Genomic DNA, 17,487 nt, shown 5'->3' with positions numbered 1-17,487 from the left:
TGTCCGGTCACCGAGGGGCTGCAGCACACCCGGGGTGTTGCAGCCCCTCGGTGAAGCCGACTGCTCAATAGGCGTAGGAGCCGAAGGCGACTTCCGATCCGCTCTGCCTCACGAGGCGTGAACTGCAGGACGCGAAACCTCCCCTACCCGATCAAGGCCCGCGCACGGCGCGGGCGCGCGCCGTGTCTGCGGCGCGGCCCCCGACCGGGCCGGCGCTCCGGTCTCCGCCCGCTCCAGCCCGCCCGGCGCCCGTGCCGCGCGCAGAGCAAGCAGCTGCCTGATGCCCGAGAGGGGGTACGTCGTGGCTGGGGTGGTCGGTTCTGCGGCCTTACGGTGCTGCTTTGGCGCGACCCTCGAAGATCATGGCCCCAACGTCGTGCTTTACCGGGCTGGTCCACTACCTGCCCGACGCGCCGGAAGCTTACGGGGCCGTGCTCACTCGCGCCGAAGCAGCTCCAGCCCAAAGCCGTTCCGACGACCTCGTACTAGCTAGACGCGGTCCTGGAAGACGCAGCTCCACACGTAGGTGCCCGCGACGCTGCCGTCGGCACGCACCGCCTCGAGCGTGTAGAAGTACGTGGTCCCCCGCACGGCCGTGGTGTCCTTGTAGCCACGGGTCTCCGCGGGCAGCAGTCCGGCGTGCAGCGGCTCGTACGCCTTCGTGGCCGCGTTCCAGCGGCTGACCCGGTAGCCCGCGACGGTGTCGCACACAGCCGTCTTGTCGCATCGCCAGTTGATGGAAAGCCCGTCCAGGTCGGGCCCGCCGATCACGGCGTCGTTGGCCAGGCTGCCGAGGTTCCAGTCCCGGATGACCGTCACGGACGGCCGGACGTCCAGCTCGGTGGCCTCGACGACCGTGACCTTCGGATCGCTCGGGGGCAGCGCGTTGCCCCAGCGGTCCTTGGCAACGACCGCGTACACGTACGTCTCGCCGTCAGGCAGGTCGCCGCAGAGGATTGCGAGCGGGTCGCTCGTGCCCTCCCAGCAGGAGATGAAGCTGAGCCACTTGACCGTGCCGTCGGCCTGCCGGGCGCCGGTCCAGGCCACGTAGCGTTCGACGTCGTCCTCGGTCGAGGCCGCCCAGCTCACCAGCACGCCGTCGGCGCGCGGGGTGGCCTTCACGCCCGTGACCGGACCGGGCGCGACGCGGTCGCCGGTGCGGACGACGAGCGGGGCGGACAGCGCCGACTCGTTGCCGGCCGGGTCCACCGCCGCGACCGCGTACGTCACGTAGGTGCCCGCGGGCATCTCCAGGTCGTGGCAGATACCGCCGGTGCCGGTCTCGTCGCTCCCCTCCGCGCAGGTCACGCGGGTGAGCGCGGCCGGGTCCAGGGCCTTGCCGGGCGAGCGGTAGACGCGGTAGGACCCGCCGTTGCCGAAGTCCTCGTCGAAGCCGTCGGGCTGGTCCCAGTACACCTCGGTGTCGCCGACGTTGACGACGGAGCCGAGAGAGGTCGGGGACTTCGTCGGCGGTGTCCGGTCGACGCCGTCGCCGGTGACGGCGGCGTACGCCGACGGGTTGCCGAGCGCATCGAGGGCGCGGACCCGGTAGTACCGGACGGTGTTCACGGGTGCGTCGGTGCGGTACGACGTCGTGGTCGTCGTGCCCAGCAGCGTGAACGGGCCGGTGGCCGCAGGGGCGGCGTACACCTCGTACTTCGCGGCGTCGGCGACCCCCTGCCAGGCCAGGGTGGCCCACCAGTTGTCACCGGCGACCGTGAGACCAGTCGGCGCCGCCGGCCCCGTGCGGTCCACGGTCACAGCGGTGGCGTCGAGGCTGCCGGCGGACTCGCGGCCCGCCTTGTCGACGGCGCGGACCTCGTACAGGAAGGTCTGGCCCGTGGCGGGCGGCGCGTCCACGAAAGAGGGCGAGGTGAGCAGCGACGAACCGCTGACCTTCGCCCACTGGGTGGTGCTCAGCCGGCGGTACACGCGGTAACCGGCAAGGTCCATCTCCTTGTTCGCGGCCCAGCGCAGGGTGGTCTTCCTGGTGTCCCGGTTGTACGCGGCGGTGAAGCCGGTCGGGGCGAGCGGCTTGACCCTGTCGACGGCGGCCTCGGTGCGCGGGGCGTACGTGAACGCGGCGTTGGCGGTGCCGGTCCAGGCGACGTAGTCCACGCGGAGCGTGTGCTTGCCGGACGGGACGGTCAGGTCGACGGTCTTGCGGGCGGTGGTGGAGACGTTCTTCCACAGGTCGATCTTCCGCACGCCGTCGACGTAGACGCGCATGCCGTCCTGCGTGGCGGCGGAGAGCCGGAAGGGCCCGCCGGAGCCGAAGTCCCGGGTGAGGGACCAGCGGACGGAGAAGTTGTCTTTGGGCAGCGTGACGCCGGGCGGGTCGCCGTAGCCGTAGTTCTCGGCGATGACGGAGTCGCAGGCGGTCAGTTTCGGCGTGCCGCTGAAGGTGGAGTTGCCGAAGTACTGCGCCTTCCAGACGGGAGAGGTGCAGCTGACGGCCGCGGAGGCAGGGGCGGCGGTGATCAGGCCGCCGACGGCGGCGACGGTGGCCGTCGCGGCCAGCGCGGTCAGCCGGGTACGAGTCATCACAGAGAGCGGGGCACCTTTCGGACCTTTGAAAAACCTGTGAACAGGTGGCGCCTGTGTGACCCATGAGGCGGGGGCAGGGTTGTCTCGCCCCTCCCTTTTTTCACGGACGTTCGGCACGCGTCGGCGTACCGGTGAACAGCGCAGGCCCACTAGTAGGGCTTGGTCAGGTCGGGGCGGGACCGGCATGTCGAGATACAGGTCTTCGGCACGTGGGGCACCACCGCGCCCAGCAGACCAGCAAGATCGGGAGTTCGGTCACGACCTGGTAGGTCGTCAGGCCGCGGCTGTGGCTGGTGGGCGCAGCCGCTCCAGGGAGCAAACCGCCTGGGCCACTGAGGCCAAGGCGAAGTGCCGGTGGAAGCCATTCCAGGTCCGGCCCTCGAAGTACCCCAGTCCCAGCGCGGTCTTCAGCTCCCGGTAGTCGTGCTCCACCCGCCAGCGGGCCTTCGCCAACCGCACCAGGCACCGCAGCGGGACATGCGCCGACAGCGTGGACAGCCAGCACTTCGCCGGCTCCGGCTCTTTGGCGGGCCACTCGGCCGGCAGCCGGCACACCGGCAGGTCCTCCCCAGGGTGCGCCCGGCGGATCCGCACCCCGGCCCGGCGAACCCGCAGCGCGGATCCCGCACCACGGACGCCTCGGCCGATCGCATCTTCTGACACACCTCCGACACACTCGGTGTCGCGGACGCCCATCGACCCGCTCCGCCGCACCCATGAGGGCTGGGGTTGTCAAGGCGTATAGGGCCCCGGCCCGGCGTTGTGCTGGCGCCGGGTTGGTTGCCGTTGTGGACAGGGCCGGTGGCCGTGGTCCCCCGAGTCGTGGTCGTGCGCAGAGGACTCGCACGCACCCATTCGATCGCGACCGAGCAGGCCGGATCATGACCTTCTTTCGGGCCGGGCTGCTCATTCAGGTCAACGAGCGCGGCCGTTGCCGGCTCATGCGGCAGAGCGAGCTCAACCGGGGCTTGGTGTCCCGTCCTGGGAGTGTGGTCATCGGGTCGCGGGAGCCGACTCCTTCTGCTGTTGAGCCGCGTCGAGTGTGCGCAGCACGTGGTAGGCCTGGGTGAGGAGCTTGCGGGCCACCGCAATGGTGGCGATCTTCCGGCCGCGGCGGTGGGCGATCTGCTCGAAGCAGGCGGCATAGGGCGAGGTGCGCTTGGCGGTCTGCGCGGCCTGGTTCATGATCCAGCGCAGCCAGGGTCGCCCTGCTTGGAAATGTGTCCATAGCGCACCGTGCGGTCCGAGCCGCGCACGGTAGCTGTGAGTCCGGCCCAGGAGGCGAGCTTGCGGGCCGAGGAGAATCTTTGGGCACCTCATGCAGGTTGCCCTCGACGGACGCGACGCCGACGGAATCCGACAGGGTTCGATCCTGACGGGCTGCTCGCGGCGGGCTTGCTGGCGGGCACTGCCAGAGAGGTGGTGCGCACGAAGCGGCAAAACGGAATCAGGCAAGACGCCAGACACCCACCACCCCAGGACCTAGTGCCGCGGGGCGGTCACGCGGCTGCAGCCCTGCTGCCCCGTACTGCGCCGTCGCCCGCACACCCACATGAGACGCGCACCGCGCTACTGCGTACGGGAAGCCGAACAGCACCGGCCGAACAGCAGAGGGCCGCAATGCAGCGGCAGTCGCGCGCCGCGAGAGCTAGGATCCGGGCCATGGCTCTGACCATGAACGACGTGGACCGGTTCGAGGCGTCCAGGCCTCGCCTGGAGGCCATCGCCTACCGCCTCCTCGGCTCCGCGAGCGAGGCCGAGGACGCCGTTCAGGAGACGTTTCTGCGCTGGCAGGCCGCCGACGTCGACCACATCGAGGTCCCCGAGGCATGGCTGACGAAGGTTCTCAGCAATCTGTGCCTCAACCAGCTCACTTCGGCCCGCGCGCGGCGCGAGACCTATGTGGGCCAATGGCTGCCCGAGCCGCTGCTCACCGGGGACCCGATGCTCGGCCCGGCCGACACCGCCGAACAGCGCGAGTCGGTCTCGTACGCGGTCTTCGCCCTGCTGGAACGCCTCTCCCCCAACGAGCGGGCGGTGTACGTGCTGCGGGAGGCCTTCGACTACCCGCACCGGGAGATCGCCGAGATCCTCGACATCACCGAGGCCGCCAGCCAGCAGGTCTTCCACCGCGCCAAGAAGCACGTCGCGGACGGCAAGGCCCGCGCCGAGATCGACGAGGCCGCCGCCCGGCGGATCATCGACGAGTTCCTCGCTGCCGCCACCAGCGGCCAGACCGAGCCGCTCGTGCGGTTGCTGACCCAGGACGCCATCTCGATCGGCGACGGCGGCGGGAAGGTCCCGGCCCGCGCCAAGGCGTTCGAAGGCGCCCTTGAGGTCGCGAAGTTCATGCGGGGCCTGTTCAAACCCAGCAAGGCCAAGCGCGCCCTGGTCGGCGGCTCACCCGAGGTCTACGCCATGACCGCCAACGGCGACCCCGCCATCGTGGCGGTCATCGACGGCAGGGTCGTCGGCGTCATGTGCCTGGAGGTCACCGCCGAGGGCATCGCCGCCATCCGTAACCAGGTCAACCCCGACAAGCTCGAACGCGCGACCCAGCGGTGGGCGGCCGCCGACCACGGCGAACCCCTGTTCAACGCCTTCTGACCCTGATGTGAGGTGCTTCACATCGCGTTCTTGTCAGGAAACGGCGGGCCGCCCGGTTCAGGTGGCGAATCCGCTCAAGACAGGAGCCAGGAAATGCAGCACCGCATCGTCGTCCTCGGAGCCGGATACACCGGCACCACCGCCGCCGGGCGCCTCGCCAAGCGGCTGCACCGCGAAGACGTCGCCATCACCCTCGTCAACGCCGAGCCCGACTTCGTCGAGCGCGTCCGGATGCACCAGCTTGCGGTCGGCCAGGACCTCAAGCCCCGGCCCTTCAGCGAGATGTTCGCGGGCACCGGCGTCGAACTGAAGCAGGCGAAGGTCACCGGCGTCGACGTCGACCACAGGACAGTCGCCGTCATCGACGCGAACGGCGCCGAGAAGTTGGAGTACGACACGCTCGTGTACGCCCTCGGCAGCGACTGGAACGACCAGGGCGTCCCCGGCACCACCGAGCACGCCTACGAGATCGCCGGTCGCCCCGGAGCGCTCCGGCTGCGCGAGCGCCTGGCCCGCCTGGTCGCCGGACAGACCGTGGTCGTGGTCGGCGGTGGCCTCACCGGACTTGAGGCCGCAACCGAGATCGCCGAGGCCCGACCGGACCTCGACGTCGCCCTCGCCGCCCGTGGCGGCCTCGGCGGCTGGCTCTCGCCCAAGGGCCGTCGCCACCTGCGGAAGGTCTTCGACAAGCTCGGCATCACCCTGCACGAGCATGCCGCCGTCACCGGCGTCGAGGCCGGCCGCGTCGTCACCGCCGACGGCACCTCCATCGCGGCCGCGGTCACCGTGTGGACCACCGGCTTCGCCGTCCACCCGATCGCGAAGGCCACCGCCCTGGACGTCACCGACACAGGCCAGATCGTGGTCGACGGGACCATGCGCTCGGTCTCGCACCCGGACGTGTACGCCATCGGCGACGCGGCCATGGTGATGGGCCCCGGCGACCGGCCGCTGCGGATGTCGTGCGCCTCGGGCGTCCCCACCGCGTGGCAGGCCGCCGACGCCATCGCGGCGCGCTTGACCGGCGGGAAGCTGCCGACCGTGTCGATCCGCTACTTCAACCAGTGCATCTCGCTGGGCCGTAAGGAGGGCGTGATTCAGTACGTCACCGCCGACGACCGCGCCGTCAGGGCGGCCATGACAGGACGGCTCGCCGCCGTCTACAAGGAACTGGTCTGCAAAGGCGCGGCCTGGGGCGTCGCCAACCCGACGCTCGGGATGCCGACCCGGCGCCGCCGCGTCCTGCGGGAGCCGGCCCGGGCGGGTTCGGCGGTCAAGGCGTCGGTCTGACTCGCACAGCGCGAGGGCGCCCGACTTGGCCGTGAGCCGGCGCGTTCCCCAGAGGTTCATCGGCGGTCAGGCCTGCACCCAGACCGTGGATGTCAGGAGTTGCGCGGGGCTACCAGGCCGGATTCGTAGGCGAGGACGACGAGCTGAGCGCGGTCACGGGCGTGGACCTTGGCCATGGCCCGGTTGATGTGGGTTTTCGCGGTCATCGGGCTGATCACCATATGGTCGGCGATCTCGTCGTTGGACAGGCCCTGCGCGACCAGTGCGACCGCCTCGCGTTCGCGGTTGGTCAGCTCTTCCAGTCCGGTGCCGGCAGTGGTGTTGAGCGGCTGGGCTACGTACCGGTTGATCAGCTTGCGGGTGATGGACGGTGCGAGAAGGGCGTCGCCGCGGGCTGCGACGCGTACGGCGTGCAGGAGGTCTTCCGGCAGGATGTCCTTGACGAGGAATCCGGCGGCACCGGCGCGCAGCGCGTTGAAGATGTATTCGTCCATGCCGTAGTTGGTCAGGATGACGACGTGCACCTGGGCCAGGGCCGGGTCTGCGGCGATGAGCCGGGTGGCCTCGATGCCGTCGACGACCGGCATCTGGATGTCGATGAGCACGATGTCGGGCAGGTGTTCCTTGACCAGCGCCAGGCCCTCCTTCCCGTCGGCGGCCTCGGCCACCACCTCGATGTCGTCTTCGAGGTCGAGGAGTGCGCGGAATCCGCTGCGAATGAGTGGCTGGTCGTCGACCAGCAGGACGCGGATCACGATGTCTGCTCCACGGGGAGTTCGGCCTGGACGGTGAAGCCGCGCTCGCCGCGGGGTTCGGCGCGCAGTCGGCCGCCGAGAGCAGTGACGCGTTCGCGCATGCCGAGCAGCCCGAGGCCGAGCGTTGGCGCGGTGTCTGGCGTGGCCTTGCCGTCGTCGTCGATGCGTATCGCGAGGGCGTCGGGCCGGTAGTCGATCCGGACCGACGCGGTAGCGGCGGCGGCGTGGCGGGCGATGTTGGTCAGCGACTCCTGAACGATCCGGTAGGCGGTCCGGCCCACCGCGGCCGACACATCGGGCCGCTGTCCTTTGATGGTCAGCGTCGTCTTCAGACCGGTGCTGCCGGCCCGCTCCACCAGCTCGGGGATGTGGTCGAGCCCATGGGGCGGTGCGGTGTCGTCGTCGCGCAGCGCTTGAAGGGTCGCGCGCAGTTCGCGAGTCGCCTCACGTCCGGCTTCCTGGATCGCCAGCAGGGTGTGCGGCACCTGCTCGCCGCGCCGACGGGCCAGGTGGACGGCAACTTCGGACTGCACCTTGATGATCGAGATCTGGTGGGTGAGGGAATCATGCAACTCACGTGCGATGTGCAGCCGTTCCTCATCGGCCCGACGTCGCGCGGTCTCCTCACGGGTGCGCTCGGCTTCGTCCGCCCGCCGCTCGGCCTGCCGCACAGCCTCCCCCGCGGCAAAGGCGGCGATCAGCCAGGCCAACTCCAGGACGCTGCGGGGTCGCGCGAGCGCCTCACCCGCAGGCCCGTCGTGGAAGACCAGTGCCGTCAGGTTCAGCGCGACCAACATGGTCACGGACGCCGCCACCGTGATGGCACGGTGCCCGGCGCGCACCGCGCCGTAGACCGCGACCAGGTACGACACGGCGAGCACGTCGAAACCGGCCGCCTGATACCCCACCGCGCACAGCCCGGTGACGGCCAGGACAACAAGCGGAGCCCGGCGGAGTGCGGCCAGCGCCAGTCCGCCGGCCGCCAGTAGCGCGTAGCCGAACAGATCGGGTCCCGTGCCGGGGTGCTCCCCGGACCGCCCCGTGCCCAGAAGCAGCGCCGCCACTCCGGCGGCGATCGCCCAGTCTGCGACAGCGGCCGGGACACGGATCCGTCCTTTGACCATGCGCGCACCCTAGCCGGATGTCGCGGCGGGCGAGTCCCGCTCGTGGACGAGCGGCAGGCTACCGCGCACGCGGTAGTTTCGCGGCGCGTGCGGCATCGGCGGTAGCGCAAAGTGTCTGCGTCTGCGGAACGACCGGCGGTGGGTCCGTCGGACATGCTCAGGCCCTGACCAGTCGCAGGACGAGAAGGAGTACCTCATGGCAGTCGGATTTACGCTTGCCGCACCGACGGCCGCGCACGCCTTGGCCCAGTCGGCCCACGTCGATTCATACACCCTGACCGCCGCGCGGCTGTGGGCCACCTCGGCCGCGCTGCTGGGGCTGGCCGGCGCGGTCATCGGCGGGCTGGCGCTGGCACGTTCCGTCCGCCGCATCGGCAACAGTGGGAAAAGGGGGGCTTTCGTGGCCCTGGTGTCCGGGCTGATCGCCGTGCTCAACGGTGCGCTGAATCTGGCCGTCGCCGACGGTGGTCCCGGCACCGGCAACGGAGTAGTCGGTGGCGCCTTGGCCTTGGCGCTGGGGCTGATCGCCATGGTCCTCGGTCGGCTGGCTCTGACCCGCTCCCGCCGCACTGCCGCATCGACTGACCACAGCGAATATGAGCGCACGTTCGGATCTGCCTGAAAATTTCCCCCTGTTCGTCGGCCTCTGGGCAAGTTCTTCGATACGCGAGAGCAGCCCGACGGCCTGGCCGAACCTTCAAGGACTACCAGTCATTGGCTGAGGGCCCAGGCGTGGTATCAGTCCGAAACAACTGAACCGCGTCAGATCAACTGAGACAACATCCGGCATCCACTCGCCCAGGACTGCATCCACCGAGATTCCCGGCATCCCCGACCTCAACTCGACACCGGGCGGCTGCTCCCGCGGAATGCCGGTGTCGGCGACGAGGCGGTCCACCGGTACCCGCGCCGGCTCGCCGCCGGCCGTGTGCGCGGTCTCGATGAGCGCCTGGTCGCCGAACAGCAGCCCCACACGGGCCGTCATGCGCTCGCTTATAGCGTCCATTCCTCTCGGTAGTCAGGGTGGTCGGCCCAGATGGCCGCCACGGCGCGAAGGCAGACCCGCGCGTGGCTGCCGACCATCCAGGACCACAGATCGACCCTGTCGCGCAGCACAGCAGTCTGCCGCCGGACGCGGGCCGGGTCGAAGCGGGCGATGTGCTCGCCGAGGACCGGCACGATGCGCTCGGCGATGACTATGCCGCTCTGCGCGAGCACGGCGGGTTCCTCGTACGACCAGGCCTCTCCACCTGTCCGGCGGACGGTGGCCTTACGGGCGGTCTCGTCGTCCTCATCGAGTCGGGCGCGCAGGAACGCCACCAGGGCATCTTTCACCGGGGTCTCCTGGAGGTGGCGAGCGACAGGGGCAAGAGGATGAGCATCCTCGCCCGACAGGCCAGGGTGATGAGGATCGGCTCGCCGACGAACAGCATCAGGACGAAGCCGGTGAGACCACCGGTCTCGGGGCGAATGCCGATCAGGGGCATCGTGCCGCCGACGAGGACGATGATGGTGCACCAAGTCACCCACACAGCTGCTGCGAAGCCAGCAAGGATGGCGAGGGCGCTTACCGACGCGGGCGGATCGTTACGGGGCATGGCGATCCCTAGGTCGTGGCCTGCGTGGGGGGCGGGTGCCAGTGTGCAGGCCTGTGCAGTTCCTGTGAAGGGATGTGGCACTCCTGGCAGCCGGCACCTCCAAGATCACACATTCTCGGAATGCAGTTGACCCTCGCCCAGGGGAAACTATGGCCATGGTCACGCGTTGCGTGAGCGTGGAGGCGCCTTGCGGACCTGGCGGTCGCCGCATACGCATCGATGACGAGGTCCTGGGCACGGCGTACCCGCTGCGCGATTTGGCAGTGTTCCTGCGACACGCGGGGCTGGCGGGCTGGGATGAACTGGACGTAGCCGAATCGGACCTCATCGAGTGGCACGGCGGTGGGCCGGAAGTGTGGCCGCGCCAGGTTTGTCCCGACGGCTGGGCGGGCCCGGAAGGTGGGCCCGCCTCGCTGGTGTGAGGGAGGCGAGCGGAGGGGCGAGCCTCGCTGCGCGGCAAGCCCTTCGAGCGATGCATTGGTCGCGCGTTCTGATGCGGAGGCCCATGCCGGTCAGCTTCGCCACGGCCTGACGGCCCCTGCCTCCGGGCACCGCGGGAGAAGACAGGGGTTGTGAGCCCCGACTCCTGCGTTAGGGGGCAACTGAGCCGAGGTATTGAGACACGTACCCGCATGCGGCAGGGCTGGAGCTCCTCCGGGCGGGTGGGCCGTCGCCAACCGGCGGGAGCGGTCTACCGGGCCCGCTTCGATCAGTCTGCGGTAGCGGTCGGCCCACCGCTGGGCCGTGGTGGGCGAGACCTGGAAACGTTCGGCGGCCCGCCGCAGCGGCCAGCCGTCTTCGACCACGCAGCGGGCCAGACGCAGGCGTCCGGTCTCGGTCAGGAGTGCATCACGGTGGGACACGAGGGCCTTTCGGTCGGTGTAGATGTCGCAATCCACGCCGAACCCGGAAGACCCTCACCTGTTCAAGCCTCCTCGACCGAGGCCTGACTCACCTGTCCACAACCTCCCCGGACAGAACACCTAGTCGCCGCACGGGCGCCCGCTGCAACCGTTGGTCCGCCGTGGCGCCGGCCCCGCGGACCCGACTCCGAGTGAGCAGCGAGTGAGGGACGTGTGCGGAAAGTGCGCTATGGACGTTCGCCCAGTTCAGAGGCTCATTTCCGTACGCCTGGCGCCTGCCCTCCGACGCCGTGTGCGCAGGTTCGAACCCTGCCGGGGGCACCCTGCATGAGGTGCCCAAAGACCCCGTCACCAGCGTAAACGCTGAATACGGGGTCTTCGCGTTTGTGCAGCCGTATGCCGCCGAAAGCGGCCCTGTGCCGAGATCCGTGGGCGAGCCGTGGACGGGATCTTGGGGCATCGGCGCAGGTGAGGCCCGGAAGCGGCCGAGGCTTCTGACACGGGGCGGCCGGGTGGTACTACTAAAACCAGCGCGGCAGCCCGTGAGTCTCATAACGGGTGTGGAGGCGCACATGGACGAGCGCAGGTCCGCCCTGAGCGGCGACCGGGATAAGTACGCCCCTCCCTTTGGGCTGGGGGCCCTGGCGATCGTCGTGGCCATCGTGGTGTGGATGGCATTCGGGCCGCTTGGGCCGTTGTGGCTCTATGTTCTCAGCTGGGCGGTGGCGCTGGCTGCAGCGAACGGTGTCTCCAGGCTGCTGATACGCCGCCTGGGCTGGGCTCATAGCGGGGCCGGCCATATCTCTGCGCCGGGCCGGCTCGTGGCAGGGCTGCTGCGGCTCGGTCCGGAATCGTGGCTGCTGGCCCGCCGCTGGGCCAAGGCCCGATCGATCGCCGTGGGTTTCCTGATAGCCGCCACCATTGCCGGAGGCATGGGATGGAAAGCTGGTCAGGAGTACCAGATGCTGGCGAACCTCCGGGACCGGGGGCACAGGACGGACGCAACCGTAGTCGAGATCACCAGCCGGTCGGAGGACGGCTGGGCGACCTCCGTGACCGTGCGCTTTGGTACACCGTCCGGCCCCGTGCGCGCGGATATCGATGTCGCGGTCAGCTCAGCGACCGAAGCGATGCCAGGAACGCACATACCCGTCGTCTACAACCCGGCGCACCCCACCGAGGTCCGCCACATCGCCTACCTCGACGGACGCGACGCCGACGGAATCCGACAGGGTTCGATCCTGATCGGGCTGCTCGCGGCAGGCTTCCTGGCGGCCACTGCCAGAGAGGTGGTGCGCACGAAGCGGCAAACGGAATCAGGCAAGACGCCAGACACCCACCACCCCAGGACCTAGTGCCGCGGGGCGGTCACGCGGCTGCAGCGCCCGGGCGGCCTCGCCAGCGGATGCACCTTTCGCTGTGAATGCGGGCGCACTCGCGGCGCTGGGCGGCGAGGACACCGGGGTGTCGGGTTTCGTGTTACGTCTGCCCCTGCCCAGGACAGAAGCACCGCCCTCGGCGCGTAGCCTCGAAGCTCAACAGGGCGCTCGGAGTCGGTTACTCAGTCGTCAAGCAGTTGCCGAGCACCCCGGACGGGACGTATGAGCGGGCGAAGACATGGTTCAGCGGCCCGCTCTCGGATGGCGTGTACCTGCTGCGGGTCACGCTGCGACATGACCTCGACGTCGAGGAACCCCACTTCGAACAGACTCGTGCGCAGATGCTCGCCACGCTCGACAGCGCGCGGAGCAACCTCGAGCGCCTACTCGCCGCAGAACGAGCCCAGGCCACCGGACCAGCCGGCGACATCTAAGCGCGTTTCCCGAAGTCCTGCGCGTGACTGTCGGGGAGTCAGGGGCTGGTCCAGGCGTTGTCGAAGAGCATCACCGGGCCGGCTCCTGACCGCCGCAGCCCCCGGACTTGCCCGTGGCTGCCAGCCGGCTACCGGCAGAACCTCTGGAAAGCCGCTCAGGCAGCTCGGATCAAGGCCACGAGAGACGATATGAGGGTGGAGCTGCGGCGAGCCGACGGCGGGGTGATCGCGGTCGAGGTGGTGGGGGAGCCGGCCGCGCCCGCGGTGCTGTTCTGCCACGGGTTGGCCGACTCCCGGCTGGCCGCGTACGGCTTCGCGGGCGCGGCCCATGCGCTCGGACTGCGCCTCATCGCCCCGGATCGCCCCGGCATCGGCGGCACCGACGTCCGTCGCCTGCCGCGGGTCGTGGACTGGGTTGCGGAAGCCACCCTGGTCCTGGACGCGTTGGACGTCGGCTCGGTGGCGCTGCTCGGCGTCTCGGGCGGCGGAGCGTTCGCGGCTGCCTGCGCGTGCGAGCTGCCTGACCGCGTCCGCAGCCTGCTGCTCATCGCGCCCCTTGGCCTGCCTGCCTGGCCCACCCGCGGGATGGCAGCCGGACAGCGCGCGGCCTTGCAGATCGCCCGGCACGCTCCGGCCTTCGGTGGCTGGTTCCTGGGCCGCCTGGCCATGCTGGCGCGCCGGGAACCAGGGCAGTTCCTTCGCCTGGCGACCAGCGAGATGCCCGCCGGCGACCGGCGTGCCCTCGCCCAGCCGGACGCGCGCGCGGCCTTCCTGACCAACTACCTGCGAGCGTTCCACCGCGGCAGCTGGGGAGTCGGGCAGGATCTGCGCGTGCTGACCCGACCGTGGGGTTTCGACCTCGAGTCGATCAGGGTGCCCACGTCGATCCACCAGGGGGACGCCGACACCACCGTCCCGCTCCAGCACGCCCGCCGCTTCGCCGCGGCGATACCGGGCGCACGCCTTCACGTCCATCCCGGCCAAGGCCACTTCTCGATCGTCACCGCACCCGAGCAGATACTGGCGACACTCGCCGCATAGCCGGTCGAGGTTGCCGCCGGACATCACGGCGACGCCGCGTCCGGTGACGACTGGGCCGAGTGGACCCGGTGGACCACAACGCCCGCCGCCCCCGGCGGCCACGTCCCCCCGTCATGCGCAAGAGTTCTGGATACGCGCTTGGTCGACAGGCGGCACGGGTGCGCAGGCTCTTACGCGCCGGGGCTGGGTGAGAAGCCGTCGGATGCATCAACTGCTCGACGTCCGGGCAGGTGGCGGCGGATGCCGAGGTGTTCCAGCACCACGGTGCCGGCGCGCAGTCCTCACTCGGTGATCTCGGTGACGGTCCGGGCACCGGAGGCGACCGCGCGGGCGCAGATCAGCAGCAAGCCGACCAGGGGATACCACCTACGCGCCCGGACCGGGTAGTCACCGCCGGATGTCGCCTGCCCGTCAGGCGGGCACCACAGGCGCGTCCCAGTCGATCCGGTATCGGTGCGTCCAGCCGAACATCTTCTCCGGCGTCAGGAACGTCCGCGTCGCCAGCGGCATCAGCAGGGCCGTGATCTTCGTCGCGACCGGGCCCATCGACTTCTGGCTGTTGGTCCTCGCGGCCTGGGCCGCGACCTTTTCCACCCGGCCCCGCCTCAGCTGCTCGTACGTCGCGAAGGCCGCGCGCACGTCGGGGATGTCCCGCAGACACCGCGCCAGTTGCACCGCGCTCTCCACCGCGAGGGACGCGCCCTGTCCGGAACTGGAGGACGGCGCGTGGGCCGCGTCGCCGACCAGGACCGTCCGTCCCCGGTACCACTTCGGCACCGAAGGCAGGATCTCCAGCCCTCCGAACGTGAGCAGTTCGTCGTCGCCCGTGCCCCGGAGCAGGTCGCGGCCGGGCACGTCCCCGGCGAACTTCTCCCGCAGGATCCGCATCCATGCGGCCGGCGGCGTCGCACGGGTCTGCTCCGCGCTGAGCGGCTCGTCGTACGGCAGGTTGCCGAACCAGGCGGTGCCTCCGCCGGGCACTGGCCAGTAGCCGAGGAACGCGTGCTCGCCGAAAGCGAAGTACATGGTGTCCTGCCGCGCCTGAGGGACCTCCGCCTTCGAGTACGCACCGAAGCCGAGCAGGCCGGCGTATCGGGGGCCGGGCGCTGCCGGGTCGATCAGCTGCCGGACCGTCGACCGGATGTCGTCGGCCCCGATCAGGACATCCGCGGTCACCTGGGTCCCGTCGGTGAACTCGGCGCTGACGCCCGCCGGCGTTTCCTCGACCCCGGCCAGCCGCTTGCCGTACACGGTCCGTACGCCCGCTGCGGCGGCCCGCTCGCGCACCGCCCGGTACAGGTCGGCACGCCACATCACCTGGCTGGGCGGCAGGCCCGTCAGCCCGCCGAACTCGCCCATCCGTCGGCCCCGTCCATCGGTCATGACCATGCGGTGGATCGGCTGACCGGCCAAGCCCTGGTCCACACCGGCGACTTCGAGGGCGTTGAGCCCGTTCGGGGCGACCATCAGCATGCCACCGAGGCCGTCCGCCGTGTTCTCGTAGGCCTCGTAGACGGTCGCCTCGATGCCCGCCCTGCGCAGTGCGAGGGCCGTTACCGGTCCGGCTATGCCGCCTCCGATGACGGCCGCTGTCTTGATCGCGCTCATGGGTCTGCCCCTTTCCCGTGCCTGGGTCGGATGTTCAGTGGCCGTGCGAGCGTGCCGGGTCGTCGACGGTCGGGTGCCCGCCGGTCCGGTGAGCGAGCCGCAGGTCCTGGAGGTAGGCGCGGGAGCACATGGCGCTGAGGACCGCGATGCCGCCGCGCTGCACGCGGACCTCGCTGTCGGTTGCGACACCGGTCAGTCGGATCCGACGAGCGCCGGCGAGAGCCGATCCCTCGGCGGTCCGGCCCTGCGCGTCCTTGACCTTGCCGCGGCCCGTCCAGCGCAGGTCCCAGTGCTCGACGACGGCGTCGTCCGGCACCAGCAGCTTGACCGTGGCGCGCTGGAGTTCCAGGCGCAGCTCGATGTCGTCGGGCAGGTCCGGGGAGCGCAGGTCGAGCACGGCCAGGCCCCGGCGGGCGCGCACCTGGATGTGTCCGGCGCGGGTCCAGTTGCCCAGCCGCTTGGTCACGGCGTGGTCGGCGTGAACGCGCTCGGCAGCGGTCGTCTCAGTGCTGGCGGTGATCATCTCCGTGGTCTCCGTCCGCTCGTGGTTCCTGTTCGTTGATTGATAGTTGCAATGAAACTAGTCTCATGTCAACTAGTTGCACCGTGGGTAGTATGCGGGCATGAGCACCCCGCCCCGCAACTCCCCGCTGGCCCTGACCGTGCTGGCCCTGCTGCACTTCCAGCCGCTTCACCCGTACGGAATCCAGAGATTGATCAAGCAGTGGGGAAAGGACCAGGTCGTCAACGTCGGCCAGCGCGCGAGTCTCTACCGGACGATCGACCGGCTCCTCGCAACGGGCCTGGTCACGGTCCGGGAGACCGGCCGCGACCAGCAGTACCCCGAGCGGACGGTGTACGAGCTGACCGACGCGGGGCGCTCCACCATGCGCGTCTGGCTCAACGAGATGCTGGCCGCGCCGAAACAGGAGTTCCCTCAGTTCCCCGCCGCGCTGTCCTTCGTCCTCATGCTCGCCCCGGAGGAGGCCCTGGACGTGCTGGAACAGCGCGCCACGGCCCTCGCGCAGACCCTTCACGCGCACGACAAGTCCTTGACGGAGGAGTCGGAGGTTCACGGCCTGCCGCGGGTGACCATGCTCGAAGGGGAGTATCTGCGCGCCATGACCGCCGCAGAACTGGACTGGATCCGCGCCGTCACAGACGATCTGCGCAGCGGTCGGCTCAGCTGGAGTCCTGAGGAGCTGATCGGCTTCGCCCAGAGCACCGGGCAGCAGGCCCTGGCCGGCCAAACGCCCTCAAAGCCGGACCACGACGTGCAGTGACCACAAGCCGTGCAGCACGGCGACCCCAAGTCGTGGACCTGGGATTCTGCATGTCCGGGAGATTTTCCACTCGCGCGACGTAGAACCCCGCAACTGCCGCACCGCGCTGACAGTGATCACGCCATGAGTCGGAACCTGAGTGGAAAGCTGCACAGCAGCGAGGGATCACTCACCCCCCTCTGACCTGTGCCTCTCCTGCGGGCGCCAAGCGAAATATTTAGCGTCCACCAGCGTCCGATCCCCCTCGGCCTGCCCGTACTGCAACCCACATCAGGACGGCAGAGCTGGTCACGCGGAGCGTCCAACACACTGGCCAACTCGCGAGGATGGCGTCCCGAGCATGCGATGTGGCGATCCGGCTTCGCGGCGCGGTCTGCCGATCTGCCGTTGCAGGAGGGCCAACTGGCGTCGCAGTGACACTATTTCGATGTCCTTGTCCGCATCGCTCATCGGCAGCAGGCGTATCAAGGCGAACACACTCGACACCGCGAGGTAGGGCAGTCGCAACAGCCCGATCCGTCAGACACAACCGTGCAGCAGTGAAAGGCCGTTCACGGAGAACCTGCACGTCACATGCGATGGAGTTTTCGGCACCTGCACGTCCTTCCGAACGTCCCGTATATCGCCGCTGACAGCCTGGCAGCGGAGCGCAGGGACCATGTCATCGTTGGGACGTGTCGCAGTTGCGACACGTGAGGCCAGTGACATGTCCGGCTTCATCAGCGGATTCTTTCGGGCGGGTTGTGACTGCCAGCTGAACGAAAGGTGCTTCGCTGATGGCCTGGATCCGCCTGCAGGCGGCACTATCGACAGGATTGCTGCTGATTGCCAGAGGCTTGCCGGCTGCAGTCGCGGCGCCGACGGCATCTACGGGGAGCGCCGCTCGTCTTGCCGCCGTGCCGAAGGCTCGCTTTGCCGCGCGTGCTCTCCGGAGTGTGACCGGGGACTCGCGCTGTGG

The 17,487-nt window shown here is 69.7% G+C and carries 16 protein-coding genes and 4 pseudogenes; 7 read left to right on the top strand and 13 right to left on the bottom strand.

Translation table 11 applies throughout. The features are described 5' to 3' along the window. Positions 1–489: 489 nt before the first annotated feature. The 4 genes and pseudogenes from ABZ904_RS37625 to ABZ904_RS37610 form a co-directional block, all read right to left on the bottom strand. Positions 490–2,544, bottom strand: coding sequence for a PA14 domain-containing protein (locus ABZ904_RS37625; RefSeq protein WP_361828668.1), 2,055 nt, complete (start codon positions 2,542–2,544; stop codon positions 490–492). A gap of 276 nt (positions 2,545–2,820) precedes the next feature. After that, a pseudogene (locus tag ABZ904_RS37620) lies at positions 2,821–3,162 on the bottom strand (transposase); the annotation flags it as partial. Positions 3,163–3,540: 378 nt separating this feature from the next. Then, positions 3,541–3,732, bottom strand: a complete 192-nt coding sequence (locus ABZ904_RS37615) for a hypothetical protein (protein WP_360994822.1) — start codon at positions 3,730–3,732, stop codon at positions 3,541–3,543. After that, positions 3,729–3,845 (bottom strand): annotated as a pseudogene (locus tag ABZ904_RS37610) (transposase); the annotation flags it as partial. The gene ABZ904_RS37615 and the pseudogene ABZ904_RS37610, both read right to left, overlap by 4 nt. Before the next feature lie 364 nt (positions 3,846–4,209). On the opposite strand from ABZ904_RS37610, the gene ABZ904_RS37605 reads away from it, so the two are divergent. Then, positions 4,210–5,154, top strand: a complete 945-nt coding sequence (locus tag ABZ904_RS37605; RefSeq protein ID WP_361828666.1) for an RNA polymerase sigma-70 factor — start codon at positions 4,210–4,212, stop codon at positions 5,152–5,154. A 93-nt stretch (positions 5,155–5,247) separates the two neighbouring features. Next, a complete protein-coding gene (locus tag ABZ904_RS37600) occupies positions 5,248–6,444 on the top strand; it encodes an FAD-dependent oxidoreductase (RefSeq protein ID WP_359403245.1) in 1,197 nt (398 codons plus the stop codon). A 92-nt stretch (positions 6,445–6,536) separates the two neighbouring features. Here ABZ904_RS37600 and ABZ904_RS37595 read toward each other — a convergent pair whose 3' ends face one another. Then, positions 6,537–7,199 carry a response regulator transcription factor gene (locus tag ABZ904_RS37595; protein ID WP_360994813.1) on the bottom strand — a complete coding sequence of 221 codons (663 nt, stop codon included), beginning with the start codon at positions 7,197–7,199 and terminating at the stop codon, positions 6,537–6,539. Further along, complete coding sequence (locus ABZ904_RS37590) at positions 7,196–8,323, bottom strand: histidine kinase (RefSeq protein WP_361828663.1); 1,128 nt, start codon at positions 8,321–8,323, stop codon at positions 7,196–7,198. Before ABZ904_RS37590 ends, ABZ904_RS37595 begins: the two co-directional genes overlap by 4 nt. Positions 8,324–8,519: 196 nt before the next feature. Between ABZ904_RS37590 and ABZ904_RS37585 the strand changes: the two genes are divergently transcribed. Continuing rightward, entirely contained in the window at positions 8,520–8,945 is a 426-nt protein-coding gene (locus ABZ904_RS37585) for a DUF6223 family protein (RefSeq protein ID WP_359403253.1), read from the top strand. Positions 8,946–9,020: 75 nt separating this feature from the next. On the opposite strand, the gene ABZ904_RS37580 is transcribed toward ABZ904_RS37585, so the two are convergent. From ABZ904_RS37580 to ABZ904_RS37565, 4 genes and pseudogenes are all read right to left on the bottom strand, one after another. After that, positions 9,021–9,308 carry a hypothetical protein gene (locus ABZ904_RS37580; RefSeq protein ID WP_359403256.1) on the bottom strand — a complete coding sequence of 96 codons (288 nt, stop codon included), beginning with the start codon at positions 9,306–9,308 and terminating at the stop codon, positions 9,021–9,023. A gap of 8 nt (positions 9,309–9,316) precedes the next feature. Beyond that, positions 9,317–9,658, bottom strand: a complete 342-nt coding sequence (locus ABZ904_RS37575) for a DUF6221 family protein (RefSeq protein WP_359403259.1) — start codon at positions 9,656–9,658, stop codon at positions 9,317–9,319. Further along, the gene (locus ABZ904_RS37570; RefSeq protein ID WP_360994806.1) at positions 9,655–9,849 is read right to left on the bottom strand and encodes a hypothetical protein; all 195 of its coding nucleotides are present in this window, start codon (positions 9,847–9,849) and stop codon (positions 9,655–9,657) included. The genes ABZ904_RS37575 and ABZ904_RS37570 overlap by 4 nt, the downstream gene beginning before the upstream one ends. A 749-nt stretch (positions 9,850–10,598) precedes the next feature. Then, positions 10,599–10,784: pseudogene (locus ABZ904_RS37565) on the bottom strand (leucine zipper domain-containing protein); the annotation flags it as partial. A gap of 572 nt (positions 10,785–11,356) precedes the next feature. On the opposite strand from ABZ904_RS37565, the gene ABZ904_RS37560 reads away from it, so the two are divergent. Beyond that, on the top strand, positions 11,357–12,139 hold the full coding sequence (locus ABZ904_RS37560) for a DUF3592 domain-containing protein (RefSeq protein ID WP_359403269.1): 783 nt from the start codon (positions 11,357–11,359) through the stop codon (positions 12,137–12,139). A 13-nt stretch (positions 12,140–12,152) separates the two neighbouring features. Here the strand turns inward: ABZ904_RS37560 and ABZ904_RS37555 are convergent. Continuing rightward, positions 12,153–12,254, bottom strand: a pseudogene (locus ABZ904_RS37555) (IS630 family transposase); the annotation flags it as partial. Between the two features lie 106 nt (positions 12,255–12,360). On the opposite strand from ABZ904_RS37555, the gene ABZ904_RS37550 reads away from it, so the two are divergent. Then, a complete protein-coding gene (locus tag ABZ904_RS37550; protein ID WP_360994803.1) occupies positions 12,361–12,597 on the top strand; it encodes a hypothetical protein in 237 nt (78 codons plus the stop codon). A 195-nt stretch (positions 12,598–12,792) separates the two neighbouring features. Next, on the top strand, positions 12,793–13,638 hold the full coding sequence (locus ABZ904_RS37545; RefSeq protein WP_361828660.1) for an alpha/beta fold hydrolase: 846 nt from the start codon (positions 12,793–12,795) through the stop codon (positions 13,636–13,638). 411 nt (positions 13,639–14,049) lie between these two features. On the opposite strand, the gene ABZ904_RS37540 is transcribed toward ABZ904_RS37545, so the two are convergent. Together ABZ904_RS37540 and ABZ904_RS37535 are read right to left on the bottom strand one after the other, a co-directional pair. Further along, on the bottom strand, positions 14,050–15,246 hold the full coding sequence (locus ABZ904_RS37540) for an NAD(P)/FAD-dependent oxidoreductase (protein ID WP_361828658.1): 1,197 nt from the start codon (positions 15,244–15,246) through the stop codon (positions 14,050–14,052). Positions 15,247–15,280: 34 nt separating this feature from the next. Then, on the bottom strand, positions 15,281–15,769 hold the full coding sequence (locus tag ABZ904_RS37535; protein WP_361828656.1) for a hypothetical protein: 489 nt from the start codon (positions 15,767–15,769) through the stop codon (positions 15,281–15,283). Between the two features lie 100 nt (positions 15,770–15,869). On the opposite strand from ABZ904_RS37535, the gene ABZ904_RS37530 reads away from it, so the two are divergent. After that, positions 15,870–16,529, top strand: a complete 660-nt coding sequence (locus tag ABZ904_RS37530; RefSeq protein ID WP_359403284.1) for a PadR family transcriptional regulator — start codon at positions 15,870–15,872, stop codon at positions 16,527–16,529. The last annotated feature ends 958 nt before the right edge of the window (positions 16,530–17,487 follow it).

It is taken from the genome of Streptomyces sp. NPDC046900, from assembly GCF_040644975.1.
Classification (GTDB): domain Bacteria; phylum Actinomycetota; class Actinomycetes; order Streptomycetales; family Streptomycetaceae; genus Streptomyces.
This window is presented reverse-complemented; position numbering and strand designations above follow the sequence as displayed.

Excerpts from the sequence above, each read along its gene's own strand:
- ABZ904_RS37530 (WP_359403284.1), top strand. The coding sequence starts at position 15,870 with ATGAGCACCCCGCCCCGCAACTCCCCGCTGGCCCTGACCGTGCTGGCC.
- ABZ904_RS37540 (WP_361828658.1), bottom strand. The coding sequence starts at position 15,246 with ATGAGCGCGATCAAGACAGCGGCCGTCATCGGAGGCGGCATAGCCGGA.
- ABZ904_RS37580 (WP_359403256.1), bottom strand. The coding sequence starts at position 9,308 with ATGACGGCCCGTGTGGGGCTGCTGTTCGGCGACCAGGCGCTCATCGAG.
- ABZ904_RS37585 (WP_359403253.1), top strand. The coding sequence starts at position 8,520 with ATGGCAGTCGGATTTACGCTTGCCGCACCGACGGCCGCGCACGCCTTG.
- ABZ904_RS37560 (WP_359403269.1), top strand. The coding sequence starts at position 11,357 with ATGGACGAGCGCAGGTCCGCCCTGAGCGGCGACCGGGATAAGTACGCC.
- ABZ904_RS37535 (WP_361828656.1), bottom strand. The coding sequence starts at position 15,769 with ATGATCACCGCCAGCACTGAGACGACCGCTGCCGAGCGCGTTCACGCC.
- ABZ904_RS37605 (WP_361828666.1), top strand. The coding sequence starts at position 4,210 with ATGGCTCTGACCATGAACGACGTGGACCGGTTCGAGGCGTCCAGGCCT.
- ABZ904_RS37625 (WP_361828668.1), bottom strand. The coding sequence starts at position 2,544 with ATGACTCGTACCCGGCTGACCGCGCTGGCCGCGACGGCCACCGTCGCC.
- ABZ904_RS37590 (WP_361828663.1), bottom strand. The coding sequence starts at position 8,323 with ATGGTCAAAGGACGGATCCGTGTCCCGGCCGCTGTCGCAGACTGGGCG.
- ABZ904_RS37600 (WP_359403245.1), top strand. The coding sequence starts at position 5,248 with ATGCAGCACCGCATCGTCGTCCTCGGAGCCGGATACACCGGCACCACC.
- ABZ904_RS37615 (WP_360994822.1), bottom strand. The coding sequence starts at position 3,732 with ATGAACCAGGCCGCGCAGACCGCCAAGCGCACCTCGCCCTATGCCGCC.